Origin of the sequence: Pseudomonas sp. Leaf58, from assembly GCF_003627215.1 — a bacterium.
In the GTDB taxonomy this organism is placed as follows: Bacteria; Pseudomonadota; Gammaproteobacteria; order Pseudomonadales; family Pseudomonadaceae; genus Aquipseudomonas.
This window is the reverse complement of record NZ_CP032677.1, coordinates 4,916,012-4,932,514: the sequence shown is the minus strand read 5'-3', so window position 1 is coordinate 4,932,514 and position 16,503 is coordinate 4,916,012. Positions and strand designations below refer to the sequence as shown.

15 protein-coding genes and 1 riboswitch are annotated in these 16,503 nt (G+C 62.9%); of the genes, 8 read left to right on the top strand and 7 right to left on the bottom strand.

Annotated features, from left to right (window positions below; genetic code table 11):
- Positions 1-119 precede the first annotated feature (119 nt).
- Positions 120-1,529: an adenosylhomocysteinase gene (ahcY, locus tag DV532_RS22910; protein WP_056794555.1), complete on the bottom strand. Its 1,410-nt coding sequence runs from the start codon at positions 1,527-1,529 to the stop codon at positions 120-122.
- Positions 1,530-1,549: 20 nt separating this feature from the next.
- Positions 1,550-1,646, bottom strand: a riboswitch (S-adenosyl-L-homocysteine riboswitch).
- Between the two features lie 178 nt (positions 1,647-1,824).
- Between ahcY and DV532_RS22905 the strand changes: the two genes are divergently transcribed.
- Positions 1,825-2,226: an acyl-CoA thioesterase gene (locus DV532_RS22905; protein WP_056794559.1), complete on the top strand. Its 402-nt coding sequence runs from the start codon at positions 1,825-1,827 to the stop codon at positions 2,224-2,226.
- A gap of 114 nt (positions 2,227-2,340) precedes the next feature.
- On the opposite strand, the gene DV532_RS22900 is transcribed toward DV532_RS22905, so the two are convergent.
- Complete coding sequence (locus DV532_RS22900; protein ID WP_056794561.1) at positions 2,341-3,576, bottom strand: sodium:proton antiporter; 1,236 nt, start codon at positions 3,574-3,576, stop codon at positions 2,341-2,343.
- Between the two features lie 190 nt (positions 3,577-3,766).
- On the opposite strand from DV532_RS22900, the gene DV532_RS22895 reads away from it, so the two are divergent.
- Complete coding sequence (locus DV532_RS22895; RefSeq protein ID WP_056794563.1) at positions 3,767-4,600, top strand: EamA family transporter; 834 nt, start codon at positions 3,767-3,769, stop codon at positions 4,598-4,600.
- A gap of 28 nt (positions 4,601-4,628) precedes the next feature.
- Positions 4,629-5,015 (top strand): MAPEG family protein, encoded by a 387-nt coding sequence (locus tag DV532_RS22890; RefSeq protein WP_056794565.1) that lies wholly within the window; start codon positions 4,629-4,631, stop codon positions 5,013-5,015.
- Positions 5,016-5,133: 118 nt separating this feature from the next.
- Here DV532_RS22890 and DV532_RS22885 read toward each other — a convergent pair whose 3' ends face one another.
- A complete protein-coding gene (locus tag DV532_RS22885; RefSeq protein WP_056794567.1) occupies positions 5,134-6,285 on the bottom strand; it encodes a murein transglycosylase A in 1,152 nt (383 codons plus the stop codon).
- Between the two features lie 118 nt (positions 6,286-6,403).
- On the opposite strand from DV532_RS22885, the gene DV532_RS22880 reads away from it, so the two are divergent.
- Positions 6,404-6,862, top strand: a complete 459-nt coding sequence (locus DV532_RS22880) for a cytochrome c (protein WP_056794568.1) — start codon at positions 6,404-6,406, stop codon at positions 6,860-6,862.
- A 135-nt stretch (positions 6,863-6,997) separates the two neighbouring features.
- On the opposite strand, the gene DV532_RS22875 is transcribed toward DV532_RS22880, so the two are convergent.
- From DV532_RS22875 to DV532_RS22860, 4 genes are all read right to left on the bottom strand, one after another.
- Positions 6,998-7,390: a DUF1090 domain-containing protein gene (locus DV532_RS22875; protein WP_056794570.1), complete on the bottom strand. Its 393-nt coding sequence runs from the start codon at positions 7,388-7,390 to the stop codon at positions 6,998-7,000.
- Positions 7,391-7,523: 133 nt separating this feature from the next.
- Positions 7,524-9,221 carry an NAD-dependent DNA ligase LigB gene (ligB, locus tag DV532_RS22870; RefSeq protein WP_056794572.1) on the bottom strand — a complete coding sequence of 566 codons (1,698 nt, stop codon included), beginning with the start codon at positions 9,219-9,221 and terminating at the stop codon, positions 7,524-7,526.
- Positions 9,222-9,421: 200 nt separating this feature from the next.
- Positions 9,422-10,612, bottom strand: a complete 1,191-nt coding sequence (metK, locus tag DV532_RS22865) for a methionine adenosyltransferase (RefSeq protein ID WP_056794574.1) — start codon at positions 10,610-10,612, stop codon at positions 9,422-9,424.
- A gap of 18 nt (positions 10,613-10,630) precedes the next feature.
- Positions 10,631-11,623: a metalloregulator ArsR/SmtB family transcription factor gene (locus tag DV532_RS22860; RefSeq protein ID WP_056794576.1), complete on the bottom strand. Its 993-nt coding sequence runs from the start codon at positions 11,621-11,623 to the stop codon at positions 10,631-10,633.
- A gap of 229 nt (positions 11,624-11,852) precedes the next feature.
- Between DV532_RS22860 and tkt the strand changes: the two genes are divergently transcribed.
- The 4 genes from tkt (at position 11,853) to DV532_RS22840 (ending at position 16,483) form a co-directional block, all read left to right on the top strand.
- Entirely contained in the window at positions 11,853-13,850 is a 1,998-nt protein-coding gene (gene tkt / locus DV532_RS22855) for a transketolase (protein ID WP_056794578.1), read from the top strand.
- 150 nt (positions 13,851-14,000) lie between these two features.
- A complete protein-coding gene (epd, locus tag DV532_RS22850) occupies positions 14,001-15,062 on the top strand; it encodes an erythrose-4-phosphate dehydrogenase (protein WP_056794579.1) in 1,062 nt (353 codons plus the stop codon).
- Positions 15,063-15,074: 12 nt separating this feature from the next.
- Positions 15,075-16,238, top strand: a complete 1,164-nt coding sequence (locus DV532_RS22845) for a phosphoglycerate kinase (RefSeq protein WP_056794581.1) — start codon at positions 15,075-15,077, stop codon at positions 16,236-16,238.
- On the top strand, positions 16,238-16,483 hold the full coding sequence (locus DV532_RS22840) for a hypothetical protein (protein ID WP_082476735.1): 246 nt from the start codon (positions 16,238-16,240) through the stop codon (positions 16,481-16,483). The genes DV532_RS22845 and DV532_RS22840 overlap by 1 nt, the downstream gene beginning before the upstream one ends.
- Positions 16,484-16,503 lie beyond the last annotated feature (20 nt).

The window sequence follows — 16,503 nt, the reverse complement described above, 5'->3', positions numbered from 1 at the left end:
AGCCAGATCGGTGATGGCCGGTCTGGCTTGGGCATCGTTCACGATCTTTGCTGCTTGAGCTGCAAGCGGCAACGGCATGGTCTGCCTTTGCTTGCCGCTTGAAGCTTCAAGCTTGCCGCTTAGTAGCGGTAAGCGTGTGGCTTGAACGGGCCTTCGACGGTCACGCCGATGTAGTCGGCTTGCTGCTTGGTCAGTTGGGTGACTACGCCGCCGAAGCCGCGGACCATTTCCAGGGCCACTTCTTCGTCGAGCTTCTTCGGCAGCACTTCAACGGTCAGGCGCTCGGCTTTCTTCTCGGCCGACAGGTCGGCGAACTTCTGCTCGAACAGGAAGATCTGTGCCAGTACCTGGTTGGCGAACGAACCGTCCATGATGCGGCTTGGGTGGCCAGTGGCGTTGCCCAGGTTGACCAGGCGGCCTTCGGCCAGCAGGATCAGGTAGTCGTCGTTCTGCGGGTCGAAGCTGCCAGCGCCGGTGCGGTGAATCTTGTGCACCTGTGGCTTAACCTCTTCCCATGCCCAGTTCTTGCGCATGAAGGCGGTGTCGATCTCGTTGTCGAAGTGGCCGATGTTGCAGACCACGGCACGCTTCTTCAGGGCCTTGAGCATATTGGCGTCGCAGACGTTGACGTTACCAGTGGTGGTCACGATCAGGTCGATCTTGCCCAGCAGGGCCTTGTCGATGCTGGCGTCGGTGCCGTTGTTGATACCGTCGATGAACGGCGAAACCACTTCGAAACCGTCCATGCAGGCCTGCATGGCGCAGATCGGGTCGACTTCAGTGACCTTGACGATCATGCCTTCCTGGCGCAGCGACTGGGCCGAGCCCTTGCCCACGTCACCGTAGCCGATCACCAGGGCCTGCTTGCCCGACAGCAGGTGGTCGGTACCACGCTTGATGGCGTCGTTCAGGCTGTGACGGCAGCCGTATTTGTTGTCGTTCTTGCTCTTGGTAACCGAGTCGTTGACGTTGATGGCCGGGACTTTCAGCTCGCCCTTGGCCAGCATGTCCAGCAGGCGGTGCACGCCGGTGGTGGTCTCTTCGGTCACACCGTGTACGCGCTCCAGCACTTGCGGGTACTTTTTGTGCAGCAGTTCGGTCAGGTCGCCACCGTCGTCGAGGATCATGTTGGCGTCCCATGGCTGGCCATCTTTCAGGATGGTTTGCTCCAGGCACCACTCGTACTCTTCCTCGGTTTCACCTTTCCAGGCGAACACCGGGATACCGGCGGCGGCGATGGAGGCGGCGGCCTGGTCCTGGGTGGAGAAGATGTTGCAGGACGACCAGCGCACTTCGGCACCCAGGGCAACCAGGGTTTCGATCAGCACGGCGGTTTGGATGGTCATGTGGATGCAGCCCAGGATCTTCGCACCCTTGAGCGGTTGCTCGGCCAGGTACTTGCGACGCAGGCCCATCAGTGCAGGCATTTCCGATTCGGCGATGATGGTTTCGCGACGGCCCCAGGCGGCCAGGGAGATGTCGGCGACTTTAAAATCGGTAAAACCAGCAGGCATGTTTGCAGCGCTCATGAGAGCCTCCATTCGTAGTGTGCGAATGGGCGCCGTTGTGCGTTAAGCGCCCGCGAGAGCGAGCAACGCCCCATCCGAGCCTGACAGGCCTAGCCTGCTGCAGCGCCCCTCGGACAGGTGGCGGGCATGGCACCGCTGTGGGCAACCATGTAAAGCGGCGGAGATTATAGCCGCGCCGGCCCGCTTGCCCAAGGTTTTCCGTCGATTAATCGCGACGATAGTCGATGTTCAATGGAGCGACAGCGGCCGCTCTGCCATCATTGCTACACGTTAGCCAAGCAGGTCAGGAGTACAGATGAACTTTCACACCCGCAAGTGGGTTAAACCCGAAGACCTCAACCCCAATGGCACCCTGTTCGGTGGCAGCCTGCTGCGCTGGATCGACGAAGAGGCAGCGATCTACGCCATCGTCCAGCTGGGCAACCAGCGGGTGGTGACCAAGTACATGTCGGAAATCAACTTCGTCAGCGCATCGCGCCAGGGCGACATCATCGAACTGGGGATTACCGCCACCGAGTTCGGCCGCACCTCGATCACTCTCAAGTGCGAAGTGCGTAACAAGATCACCCGCAAGAGCATCCTCACCGTCGACAAGATGGTGTTCGTCAACCTGGGGGAAGACGGCTTGCCGGCAGCCCATGGGCGGACCGAGATCAAGTACGTGCAGGACCAGTTCCCGGATACTGCGGTCGAGTAGAGCGTGGTTGTCAGGTCCGGCCTGTTCGCGGGTAAACCCGCTCCTACAGGGGAACGCGATCTCCTGTAGGAGCGGTTTTACCCGCGAATGGGCCGCAAAGCGGCCCCAGTATTCTCAAGGCTGGGCGCTGACCTTGCGCACCACCCGGCCAATGCTCAACCCCTGCACCAAAATCGACGACAGCACCACGATGTAGGTGATCGACAGTAGCAGGTCGCGTTCCTCGCCCAGTGGCAGCGACAGTGCCAGGGCCACCGACACCCCGCCGCGCAGGCCACCCCAGGTCAGCACCCGCACCGTGCCTTTGGGCACCGGGCGCCAGCGGCGCAGCAGCACGATTGCCGGGGCCACGGTCAGCAAGCGCGACAACAGCACCGCCAGTGCCAACACGCTGCCCGCCGCCAGGTGCATCCAGTTGAACGGCAGCAGCAACAGCTCCAGGCCGATCAGCGCGAACAGCAAGGCATTGAGCATGTCATCGATCAGCTCCCAGAAACCGTCCATGTAGCGGCGGGTCATGTCGTTCATCGCCAGGTTGCGCCCCAGGTTACCGATGATCAGGCCGGCCACCACCATGGCGATCGGCGCCGAGACATGCAATTCGTAGCACATGGCCGAGCCACCGATAACCAGCGCCAGGGTCAGCATCACCTCTACCTGGTACTGCTCGACGCTCTTGATCATGCGGTAGGTGGCATAGCCGATCAGGCCGCCAAACACCACGCCGCCAATGGCCTCGCGGGCGAACAGGATCGCCGTGTCGGTCATGCTCGGTGTTTCGCCCAGCTGGATGATGCCTAGCAACACGGTGAACACCACCACTGCCGTGCCGTCGTTGAACAGCGACTCGCCGACGATGGTGGTTTTCAACGGTTTGGGGGCATTGGCAGTGCGCAGCGCGCCGAGCACGGCAATGGGGTCGGTGGGCGAGATCAGCGCGCCGAACAGCAGGCAGTAGATCAGCGGCACCTGCCAGCCGAACAGGGCAAACACCCAGTGCGACAGGTAGCCGATGACCACGGTGGCAATCAGCACGCCGACGGTGGCCAGCAGGCCGATTGGCCAGCGATAGCTGCGCAGGTCGGTGAGGTTGACGTGCAGGGCGCCGGCAAACAGCAGGAACGCCAGCATCCAGTGCATCAGCAGGTCGTTGAAGTCGATCTGGTTCATCAGGCCTTCGACCCGTTCTTCCAGGCCAGGGAAACCGATCAAGCTCAGGCCCTGCAAAATCAGCGAAAACAGCAAGGCCGTGACCATCACGCCGATGGCGGGAGGCAGGCCGATGAAGCGGTAGTTGACGTAGGTAAGAAGGGTGGTCAGGCAGATAAACGCGGCAACTAATTCAAGCATCCCAAATCCTGTAAAAATGGCTTCCAAGTCGTAACCCGAATGGCTCGGGCAGTTGTTTGATGAGCTGGCGAGGGCTTCGGGACACAGGGTTTGACCAGATTCGTTCCAATCGTTCCCATAAAGGGGGCCGCACAGCGGCCCCCGAACGCTATATATTCACAGCCATGAAAAGCCATAAGGACAACAAGGCGTGTTGGCAACATCCTTGGTATTGATCGCCGCCCTGCTGCACGCGACCTGGAACACCCTGATCAAATTCAGCGGCGAACGCCTGCTGGTCATTGCCAGCATGGATACGGTCGCCTTAGTGTTCGCGGTAGCCGCCGTGGCCTTCGTCGAGGTACCGCCTGCGCAAATCTGGCCCTGGTTGATCGCGTCGGCACTGGCCGAGCAGTTGTACCGCTTCTTGCTGATCCAGGCCTACCGAGTGGGCGACCTGGGGCTGGTCTATCCGCTGATGCGCGGGCTGTCGCCGCTGGTGGTACTGGGGTTGACCTTGGCGTTTGCCGGGGAGTCGCTGAGCCAGCAGCAGATCATCGGCATCCTGCTGATCCCCTGTGGCATGGCCTGCCTGTTGTGGCAGGGCGGTGGCGGTGACCGGCTGCCCTGGTCGATGCTGCCAGTGGTTGCGCTGATAGGCCTGTGCATTGGTTGCTACACCTGGTTCGACGGCCAGGCGGTGCGGCTATGGGGCAAACCCTGGGATTACCTGGTGTGGCTTACCCTGCTCAGTGCCTGGCAGTTCCCGTTGGTGGCCTGCGTTGCGCGGCGGGCGCCATTCGTATTGTTCTGGCGAACCCAGTGGCGCCTGGGGCTGGCAGTCGGATTCTGCGTGCTGTTCAGTTACGCCCTGGTGCTGTGGGCCATGCACCTGGGCTCGGTGGCCGAGGCAGCGGCCCTGCGGGAATTGAGCGTGATCTTGGTGGTGCTGCTGGGCATGCGCTACCTCAAAGAACCTTTTGGCGGGCCGAGACTCCTAGCTTGCGGGCTGGTGTTGGCCGGCATGCTGGTAATGAAGCTTTGACCTGAAGACTTAACAAGGAGTCCTGTCCATGACTGTTGCCCTGTGGTGCATCCTGATTGCACTGTTCTTGCCGCCGCTGTGTGGGTTGATCGCCAAAGTCAGCAGTGGCCGTTTTGGCTTGAAGGACAATCACGATCCGCGTGCTTTCCTCGACACGCTGTCCGGGCTGCCGCGCCGCGCGCATGCTGCCCAGCAGAACAGCTATGAAGCCTTTCCGGCGTTTGCCGCAGCGGTGCTGGTGGCGGATATCGTCGGCAATGCCGAGCAGGTGACCCAAGATGTGCTGGGGGTGATGTATATCACCAGCCGCTTGCTCTACATCATCTGCTACCTGGCCGACTGGGCGGCCTTGCGCTCGCTGGTGTGGTTGGCCGGGGCGGCGATAATCGTGGCGTTCTTTGTGGTTTCGATCTAAACGCTCTGGCGCGGTCCCTGTAGGAGCGGCTTTAGCCGCGAACACCGGCAAGGCCGGTGCCATGCATCGCGTGGGTCTTCTTCGCGGGTAAACCCGCTCTTACCGGGTACGCGTAAAGTCAGGGAACCTTGGGCACCTCAGGCAGCGGCTGGCCCTTGGGCCACAGCATCCAGATCTGCCCTTGCTGCTTCATGTTCCCGGCCAGTTCGCCGGCCTCTGGCCCGGTACCCCAGAACAGGTCGGCACGCACTTCGCCGGCAATCGCCCCTCCCGTGTCCTGGGCCGCCACCGGGCGCACCACTGGCGAGCCGTCCGGGCGCGTGGTGGATAGCCACAGCAGGCTGCCCAAAGGAATCACCTTGCGGTCGATAGCCACGCTGTAACCAGCGGTCAGCGGTACGTTCAGCGAGCCGCGCGGGCCTTCGTTACTGTCTGGGCGGGTGCTGAAGAACACATAGCTGGGGTTGCTGGCCAGCAGTTCCGGCACGCGCTGCGGGTTGGCCTGGGCCCAGGTGTGAATGGCGCCCATGCTCACGTCCTCCTTCTTCAGTTGGCCCTGTTCCACCAGCCAGCGGCCGATCGGCCGATAGGGGTGGCCGTTTTGGTCGGCATAGCCCAGGCGTAGCTGGCGGCCGTCTTCCAGTTGTACCCGGCCCGAACCCTGGATCTGCAGGAACTGCAAGTCCATCGGGTCGGTCAGCCAGGCCAGTACGGGTGCCTTGACGCCATCACGGTTGATGACCTCGGCAGTGTCGTAAGGCTTGAGCACCCTGCCATCCAGGCGGCCGCGCAGGCGCTTGCCCTTGAGTTCGGGATACACGCTGGCCAGGTCGACCACGATCATGTCGTCGGGGATGCCGTAGACCGCCACATGGTTGGTTTTCGACTGGCTCAGGCTGCCGGGGTAGACCGGTTCGTAGTAGCCGGTGATCAGGCCGTTGGCGTTGTTGTCGGCAGACCGCAGGCCGTAAACCTCCAGGTTCTGCTCCAGGAAGGTGCGTACCTGGGCGGCACTGGCTGTGGTGCTGCCAGCTGCTTCGCAGGTCGCGGCCCATATCGGGTCGCGCTTGAGCTTCTCGCAGCCGCTGCGCCAGGCGTAAAAGCCGGCCAGCAGGTCCTCATCGCTGACTGCCGGCAGGTCTTTCCAGGTGGCCGGGGCGTAAGTGGCGATGGCATGGGGCTCGGGCTTGGCGTTCTCGCCGCCGTTGCAGCCGGCCAGCAAAGCCAGCACTGGGAGTGTCCAGGCCAGATGGCGCAGGGCAGATTTCATGAATGCATTCCTGTCATGGGCGAGCATGAATATTCGCCCCTGTTTTTATGTGGCTATTGGTGTTTGGGCCTTGGGCAGCGATACTGGCCGCCCATTTGCGTAGGCCGAAGTGAGCGTGATGTTGAAGCGATTGACCGTTGTTCTGCTGGCAGCACTGGCCCTGGGCGGTGCCCTGAGTGGCTGCGATCGGGTTGACCCGAATTCGCCGCTGGGCAAGCGCAAGGTGATCTTCAAGGATATGCTCAAGACCAGCGAAGACTTGGGCGGCATGCTGCGTGGCCGGTTGCCGTTCAACGGGGTGAAGTTTGCCGACGGTGCGCTGAATCTTGATAGCCTCTCGCACCAGCCCTGGCAGCACTTCCCGCAGGTACGCGATGGCGGTGACAGCAGCGCGCGGGCCGAGGTGTGGGAGCGTCAGGCGCGTTTTCATGACCTGGCCCGGCAGCTGGAAGGCGTCACCGGCGAACTGGTCGATGTTACCCGCAACCAGCCGCTGGATGTCGCGCAATTGAAGGCACCGATGGACAAGGTCGAGGCTGCGTGCAAGGCATGCCATAGCGAATTCCGCAATCATTGATTGCCTGCACTGGCCTCATCGCCGGCAAGCCAACTCCCACAGGTATTGCACAGCTCTCGAAGGCAGCGCGATACCTGTGGGAGCTGGCTTGTCGGCGATAAGGCCAGTAAAGACAACGGATTTTTAGCGTCGCGCTTAGCGGTCGAGGTCTTCCACTGCTTCTTGCAGTTCTTTACGCGACTCGGCCAGCTTGTCCTTGCGCTTGTTGATCTTCTCGGAGTCGCCTTTCTTTTCGGCTTTCTTCAAATCCTTTTCCCGCTGCGCCACTTCGTGACGCGCTTCCAGCACCTTTTGCTCACGTTCCTTGCGCAGGCTGGCATCGGTGCAGTTGTCGACCCCACGCAGTGCTTCTTCCAGCCCTGCGACCTGGTCGTTATTGCCGTGGTCACGGGCAATCTTCAACTGGTTCTCGATAGCGCTGCGCTTGGCGGCGCAACCAGTCAGGCCGGCATCCGGCTGGGCGGCTTGCACGGTGCCGGCGGCCAGGCCAAGTGTCGCGAGCAGGAAAAAGGTCGAAATACGTTTCATGAAAAGCCTCCTGGACGGGGCGGGGCAGCAAAAGTTGGGGGAAATCCTGCCTTGGTTTTATCCATTTAGAAACCCTTGTCAGGGTTTTTCCGGTTGAATCCCAGGCTTCCCCTACCGGTAAATTGGTAAAAATTCATTGCTCGATGCGTGGCTCGTCGGTCCGGAAGCCGTCCACACCTGTTTTGGCCAGTTGCGCTGCAATGGCTTGAACCTCGTTGGCCGCCAAGAAAACCGCCAGCTGTTGCCCGCGCTTTTCGCCGATGCCGGGCATGGCTTGCCACTCGCGGCTTGTGCGCGCAGCCAATTGCGACCAATCCTCGGTCATCTGCATACTTTTGGGGATGGGCGCGCCAAGTGCGCGTAACCATTGGGCGAAGGGGCGTGAGCGGGCTTGGTCAAAACTGCTTAGCAGCTGCGCAGCCGTCGCGTCGCTGATCCCTGCCACCTGGCCCAGCTGCTCGGCATCCAGGTGCAGCCAGTCGGTCATCGAGGTCACCAGCCCGGCATCGACCAGCCGGCGCCATGTGCCCGGGCCGGTGCGCGGCAGTGCCAGCCCCTGTTTGCCGCTGAGCCAGGTTAGCCGGGCGACGAACTGCGCCTCGCAGCCCGCGCTGGCCCGCCAGCAGCTATGGGCGTGATACTGGCCGGGCGCGGGCGCGCTTACCGGTTGGCGCTCGACGGCACGCTGCAGCACCTGCTCCAGGCGTGGGATGGTGAGCCCGGCAAGGCTGACGGCCACCTGGTCACCGGGGCGGATGTCGAGCGTGCGCCAGCGCGCCAGCGAACCCAGGCTAACCTGGGTAATCCGCCGATCATCGAGGGTAACCGGCTGCAAATGCAGAACCGGCGTGACCCGGCCGGTACGGCCGACGCGGAAGCGCACTTCGCGCACTTCGGCCAGCGCCTGTACGAACGGGTACTTCCAGGCTGCGATCCAATAGGGCGCCTTGGCTTGCCAGCGCTCGGCTGGCGGCCGGCTGCCCTGACGCAGAATCACACCATCGGTGGCGAAGGGCAGGGCGGTGCGGTACCAGTGATCGCGCCAATATGCGGCATCTTGCGCTGTAGCGATGGCGACGCTGTAGTCCTGGCTGTCGGCAAAGCCCAGTTGCGCCAGCTGTGCCAGGCGTTCGGCCTGCTGGCTGGGGCCATGCGGCCAGCCCCACACGAACAGGCCGATACCGTCGCCTTGCTCGCGAGCCAACTGCTTGCGCGCCAGCAGCCCGGCTACCGTGCCACGGGCGTTGACGCTGCCAGCCTTGGCCTGCACATGTGCGTCCAGGCGCCAGTACAGTTCGCCCTGCAATTGCAGGTCGATTGCCTGGGGCAGTTGCCGGGGGATGGCGACGAGCAGGGGGATGTGACGACTCCAGTCATGCCCCTGCACCCCGTCTCCGCGGCTGATCAGTTGCATCAGACGGCCTTGGCGATAGACGAGGGATACGGCAACGCCATCGACCTTGGGTTGTATCCAGACCTCGCGCTTGCCGGCCATCCAGTGCGCTACGGCCTGGTGGTCGGCCAGCTTGTCTACGCCGGTATGGGGCACCGGGTGAGGGATGGGGCCGCGAGCGCTGACCAAGGGGGATGGGCCGGTCGCGAGGCCGAAGCACTGCTGCAAGTGCTCGAAGCGCTGGCGGCTCTGGTCGTAGAGCTCATCGGGCACCAACGCAACCCCTTGGCGATGGTAGTGGTCGTCCCAGCGGGCGAGTGTGGCGCGCAGTTGTGCGACTTCGGCGTCAACTTGTTGCGGGTCCCAGGCGGGGCATTGTGCGGCCCAGGTCAGCGGTACCTGCAGCAATAGCAGGGCGAATAGCAGCATCAGCGGCATGGCCAGCATCCTTGCATAGCGGGGTGAACGCTCAGCGTAGGCGGATGGTGCGGCGGGGAGTGGGTGGAGTTGTCAGGTGATATTTCGCATAAGGGTTTGTGTGAGGGCAAGCATCTGGCAGCGCTACCGCCTTTCAAAACCCCACAAAAAAGCCCCTGCCGATTACTCGGCAGGGGCTTTCGCTCGGCGCTGTAGGAAGCTTACAGGCCGGCAGCGTCACGCAGCGACTGGGCGCGGTCGGTGCGCTCCCAGGTGAAGGTGGTGAAGGTGTCGTCGCCGACAGTCTTCTGCTGCGGGGTACGGCCGAAGTGACCGTAGGCAGCGGTTTCCTGGTACATCGGGTGCAGCAGGTCGAGCATGGTGGTGATGGCGTACGGACGCAGGTCGAAGCACTCGCGCACCAGCTGGACGATCTTGTCGTCGGAGACCTTGCCGGTACCGAAGGTGTTGATCGAGATGGAAGTCGGCTGGGCCACGCCAATGGCGTACGACACTTGGATCTCGCAACGCTCGGCCAGGCCAGCGGCGACGATGTTCTTGGCTACGTAGCGGCCGGCGTAGGCGGCGGAACGGTCGACCTTGGACGGGTCCTTGCCGGAGAACGCGCCACCACCGTGGCGGGCCATGCCGCCGTAGGAGTCGACGATGATCTTGCGACCGGTCAGGCCGCAGTCACCCACCGGGCCACCGATGATGAAGTTGCCGGTCGGGTTGATGTGGTACTGGGTGCCCTTGTGCAGCAGTTCGGCAGGCAGGGTGTGCTTGACGATCAGCTCCATCACGGCTTCTTGCAGGTCTTTCTGCGAAACCTCTGGGTTGTGCTGGGTCGACAGCACCACGGCGTCGATGCCGACTACCTTGCCGTTTTCGTAGCGGCAAGTGACCTGCGACTTGGCGTCCGGGCGCAGCCATGGCAGCAGGCCAGACTTGCGCGCTTCGGCCTGGCGCTCGACCAGACGGTGCGAGAAGCAGATCGGCGCTGGCATCAGCACTTCGGTTTCGTTGCTGGCATAGCCGAACATCAGGCCCTGGTCGCCAGCGCCCTGGTCTTCCGGCTTGGAGCGGTCGACGCCCTGGGCGATGTCCACCGACTGTTTGCCGATGATGTTCATCACGGCGCAGGTGGCGCCGTCGAAGCCGACGTCAGAGCTGTTGTAGCCGATGTCGATGATGACCTTGCGCACCAGGTCTTCCAGGTCAACCCAGGCCGAGGTGGTGACTTCGCCGGCGATGATGGCGACACCGGTCTTGACCAGGGTTTCGCAAGCTACGCGGGCGTATTTGTCCTGGGCGATGATGGCATCAAGGACGGCGTCCGAAATCTGGTCGGCGATCTTGTCCGGATGCCCTTCGGACACGGACTCGGAGGTGAAAAGGGAGTATTCGCTCATCTCGAAGGTTCCTGAAATTTACCGATGGTGTATGTCGCCAGCCGTCCGCTGAAAATGGCGGACCTGGATCTGGAAACCGTTACGCAAGCCCACGTACAGGCTGTCACCGGGCGTCAGCCCGGCAGCGTTGGCCCAACGGGCCAGGTCGTCCTGTTCAAAGCCCAGCCAGAGGTCGCCGCAGGCGTCCCGCGCCCACCCCTGGTCGTGGCTGCACAGTTCGGTGACCAGCAGGCTGCCGCCTGCCTTCACCCGTTTGGCCAGCTGGCGCAAGGCCAGGGCCGGGTCGCTGAAGTGGTGCAGCACCATGTTCAGCACAACGCAGTCGGCGACTACATCCGTTGCACCCAGTGCATCGGCCAACTGCAGGTTTACATTATCGAGCCCTTCGCGCTGGCACACCTGGCGCGCCAGGTCGAGCATGGTCGGGCTATTGTCCAGCGCGGTGACCTGGGCGAAGCGCCGGGCCAGGTCTGGCAGGAAGCCACCGTCACCGGGGCCGACCTCCAGGGCGCTGGCGGCCGGGTCGAAATTCAGTTTATCGAGCAGTGCCAGCAGGCTTTCACGGTACTGTGGCAGGCCGGCGATCAGGTCTTGCTGGGCGCGGAACTTCTCTTCCACGCGCAGGAAAAAGTCCTGGCTGGTGGCCGCACGGCGCTGCTGCACCTGGGCAATGCGCGCCTGCACTTCTGCCGGCAGGGTGAGGTCATCGACCTCCTCGAGCAGTGCCGCATGCAGCCGGCCACCCAGGCGTAGGCTGTCGGGTAGGGCGCGCCGGTAGAAAATGGCATTGCCCTCGCGCCGGGTCGCCACCAACTCGGCCTGGGCCAGCACCTTCAGGTGGTGGCTCATGCCCGACTGGCCGACGTCGAAAATCTGCGCCAGTTCGAGGACACCGAACGAGTCGTTGGCCAGGGCACGCAAGACGTTCAGGCGCAACTCGTCGCCACTGGCTTTGCACAGGGCAGCCAATGCTTCGCGTTGTTCGGGGATCGACTGCGCACGGAGGTTCATGGGACGGCAGTCTAGACAGGCATCGATGCCCTAGCAAGGGCAATATCAAAAAGTTTTGATATTGAGTGATGAGTGGGGTGGTTCACCCGGTTTTGCCCCGAATTGAATGCCAATCACAGGAAAATCCCCCGAGTGCGACCATCCGTCATTGCCCCCAGCCCCCCCTGTGGGCGAAAATAGTCGCCTTTTTTCGTAACACCACCAATTCAAGCCCCCCAGGAGATCAGCGATGCCCAGCCGTCGTGAACGTGCCAACGCCATTCGCGCCCTCAGCATGGATGCCGTGCAAAAGGCCAACAGCGGCCACCCAGGTGCCCCCATGGGCATGGCGGATATCGCCGAAGTACTGTGGCGTGACTACCTGAAGCACAACCCGAGCAACCCGGATTTCGCCGACCGCGACCGCTTCGTGCTGTCCAACGGCCATGGCTCGATGCTGATCTACTCGCTGCTGCACCTGACCGGCTACGACCTGTCCATCGATGACCTGAAGGCCTTCCGCCAACTGCACAGCCGCACCCCGGGCCACCCGGAATACGGCTACACCGCAGGCGTAGAGACCACCACCGGCCCGCTGGGCCAAGGCCTGGCCAACGCCGTAGGCTTCGCCCTGGCAGAAAAGGTACTGGGTGCCCAGTTCAACCGTGACGGCCACAACATCGTCGACCACAACACCTATGTGTTCCTTGGCGACGGTTGCATGATGGAAGGCATCTCCCACGAAGTCGCCTCGCTGGCCGGCACCCTGGGCCTGAACAAGCTGATCGCCTTCTACGACGACAACGGCATCTCCATCGACGGCGAAGTGCACGGCTGGTTCACCGACAACACCCCGGCGCGCTTCGAAGCGTACAACTGGCAGGTGATCCGCAACGTCGACGGCCACGATGCCGAAGAAATCAAGATGGCCATCGAGACGGCGCGCAAAAGCGACCGCCCGACCCTGATCTGCTGCAAGACCACCATCGGCTTCGGTTCGCCGAACAAGCAGGGCAAGGAAGACTGCCACGGTGCGCCGCTGGGCAACGATGAAATCGCCCTGACCCGCCAGGCCCTGAACTGGAACCACGGCCCGTTCGAAATCCCGGCCGACATCTACGCCGAGTGGGATGCCAAGGCTGCCGGTGCCAAGGCCGAAGCCGAATGGAACCAGCGCTTCGACGCCTACGCCAAGGCTTACCCTGAGCTGGCTGCCGAATTCAAACGCCGTGACAGCGGCGAGCTGCCGGCCGACTTCAGCGCCAAGGCCCAGGCCTACATCAATGAAGTGGCTGCCAAAGGCGAGACCATTGCCAGCCGTAAAGCAAGCCAGAACGCGCTGAATGCCTTCGGCCCGCTGCTGCCTGAGTTCCTCGGCGGTTCGGCTGACCTGGCCGGCTCCAACCTAACCCTGTGGAAAGGTTGCAAAGGCGTCGAAGCCAATGACGCCAGCGGCAACTACGTGTACTACGGCGTGCGTGAGTTCGGCATGACCGCCATCATGAACGGCGTTGCCCTGCACGGTGGCCTGGTGCCTTACGGCGCGACCTTCCTGATGTTCATGGAATACGCCCGCAACGCCGTGCGTATGTCGGCACTGATGAAGCAGCGCGTGATCCACGTCTACACCCACGACTCCATCGGCCTGGGCGAAGACGGCCCGACTCACCAGCCTATCGAGCAGCTGACCAGCCTGCGCAGCACGCCGAACCTGGACACCTGGCGCCCGGCCGACGCCGTGGAATCCGCTGTGTCCTGGAAAAACGCCCTGGAGCGCAAAGACGGCCCATCGGCGCTGATCTTCTCGCGGCAGAACCTGCAGCACCAGCCGCGTGACGCCCAGCAGATCGCCGACATCAGCCGCGGCGGCTACGTGCTCAAGGACTGCGCTGGCGAGCCTGAGCTGATCCTGATCGCTACCGGTTCCGAAGTGGGTCTGGCGGTCCAGGCCTTCGACAAGCTGACCGAGCAAGGCCGCAAGGTACGCGTGGTTTCCATGCCGTGCACCAGCGTGTTCGATGCTCAGGACGCTGCCTACAAGCAGTCCGTGCTGCCGCTGGAAGTCGGTGCGCGCATCGCCATCGAAGCTGCCCACGCCGACTTCTGGTACAAGTACGTCGGCCTGGAAGGCCGTATCATCGGCATGACCACCTACGGTGAGTCGGCGCCGGCTTCGGCACTGTTCGAAGAGTTCGGTTTCACCCTGGAGAACATCCTGGGTACGGCTGAAGAGCTGCTGGAAGACTGATACAAGGAAGGCGAGGGCCGTTGGCCCTCGTTCGCGGCACAAGGCCGCTCCCACAGGGTATTGCGCACGCCGTCCTCTGTGGGAGCGGCCTTGTGCCGCGAATGGGTCGCGCAGCGGCCCCGTTCAACTGCCGGAGTTCAAGAGCTACCTATGTCCCACCTGCGTCCCTACAAAGTTGCACTCAACGGTTATGGCCGCATCGGCCGCTGTGTCCTGCGCGCGCTGTTCGAGCGAGGGGCAAAGGCCGGTTTCGAGATCGTCGCGCTGAACGACCTGGCCGACCAGGCCAGCCTGGAATACCTGACACGCTTCGACTCCACCCACGGGCGTTTCCCCGGTGAGGTAAAGGTCGACGGTGACTGCCTGCATATCAATGGCGACTGCGTGAAAGTGATGCGCAGTGCCACCCCCGAAGGCATCGACTGGGCCGCTTTGGGTATCGACCTGGTACTGGAGTGCTCCGGTGCCTACAACACCCGTGCCGATGGCCAGCGCTTCCTCGATGCCGGCGCGCCACGGGTGCTGTTCTCGCAGCCGATGGCCAGTGAGGCCGATGTCGATGCCACGGTGGTTTACGGCATCAACCAGGCCTGCCTGACCGGCAGCGAGCGCCTGGTGTCCAACGCTTCGTGCACCACCAACTGCGGCGTGCCGCTGCTGCGCGTGCTGGACCAGGCGTTCGGCATCGAGTACGTGCAAATCACTACCATCCATTCGGCGATGAACGACCAGCCGGTAATCGACGCCTATCACCATGAAGACCTGCGCCGCACGCGCTCGGCCTTCCAATCGGTGATCCCGGTGTCCACTGGTCTGGCGCGTGGCATCGAGCGCCTGCTCCCGGAACTTGCCGGGCGAATCCAGGCCAAAGCGGTACGCGTACCGACCGTCAACGTTTCGTGCCTGGACATCACCCTGCAGACCGCCCGCGATACCAGCGCGGCCGAGGTCAACCGGGTACTGCGCGAGGCTGCGCTGGAAGGCCCGCTGAAAGGCTTGCTGGCCTACACCGAGTTGCCCCACGCCAGCTGTGATTTCAACCATGACCCGCATTCGGCAATCGTCGATGCCAGCCAGACCCGTGTTTCCGGCCCCCGCCTGGTGAACCTGCTGGCCTGGTTCGACAACGAATGGGGGTTCGCCAACCGTATGCTCGACGTTGCCGAACACTATCTGCACGTCGTTCACCCAACCCGCAACAAACAGCCCTGAAGGACTGCATTCATGACCGTGTTGAAGATGACCGACCTCGACCTGCAAGGTAAACGCGTACTGATCCGCGAAGACCTCAACGTGCCTGTGAAGGACGGTGTGGTAGCCAGCGACGCGCGCATCTTGGCAGCGCTGCCGACCATCAAGCTGGCCCTGGAGAAGGGCGCGGCGGTAATGGTCTGCTCGCACTTGGGCCGCCCGACCGAAGGCGAATTCTCGGCCGAGAACAGCCTCAAGCCGGTTGCCGACTACCTGAGCAAGGCCCTGGGCCGTGACGTGCCGCTGGTGGCCGACTACCTGGGCGGTGTCGCGGTACAGGCCGGTGAGCTGGTGCTGTTCGAGAACGTGCGCTTCAACAAGGGCGAGAAAAAGAACGCCGACGAGCTGGCGCAGAAATACGCCGCCCTGTGCGACGTGTTCGTCATGGACGCTTTCGGTACTGCCCACCGCGCCGAAGGCTCGACCCATGGCGTGGCCAAGTTCGCCAAGGTCGCCGCTGCCGGCCCACTGCTGGCTGCCGAGCTGGATGCCCTGGGCAAGGCCCTGAAGGCCCCGGCCAAGCCAATGGCAGCCATCGTTGCCGGCTCCAAGGTTTCCACCAAGCTGGACGTGCTGAACAGCCTCAGCGCTGTCTGCGACCTGCTGATCGTCGGTGGCGGTATTGCCAACACCTTCCTGGCTGCTGCTGGGCACCCGGTTGGCAAGTCGCTGTACGAGCCAGACCTGGTCGACACCGCCAAGGCTATCGCTGCCAAGGTCAACGTGCCGCTGCCGGTTGACGTGGTGGTTGCCAAGGAGTTCGCCGAAAGCGCCGCAGCTACCGTCAAGGCCATCGCCGACGTTGCCGCTGACGACATGATCCTGGACATCGGCCCGCAAACCGCGGCCAACTTCGCTGAGCTGTTGAAGTCGTCGCAGACCATCTTGTGGAACGGCCCGGTCGGCGTATTCGAGTTCGACCAGTTCGGTAACGGCACCAAGGTGCTGGCCAAGGCCATCGCCGACAGCGCCGCGTTCTCGATCGCTGGCGGCGGTGACACCCTGGCGGCCATCGACAAATATGGCGTCAGCAAGGATATCTCCTACATTTCTACCGGTGGTGGCGCCTTCCTCGAATTCGTCGAGGGCAAGGTTTTGCCAGCCGTGGCAATTCTGGAAGAGCGGGCCAAGGCCTGATGACGTCGGCGCTTGGCAAAGGGAGCGACCTGATGGTCAAGCAATTGCCTGTGATGATCATGCTCGGTCTGCTGAGCGCGTGCTCCAGCAGCCCGGCCCCGGACGCTGCACAGCCGCCCAAGGGCGGTTGCTACCAGTCCGAGTGGCAAGCCGAAACCGTGCCGGTCATCAGCAAGCGCGTGGGCCCGGAAGGCCTGGAAAAGTACGACGAAGACCACCAGCGCAAGGCGCCAGGTTGCCCTTGATCGGGTAATAGGCAACCTGA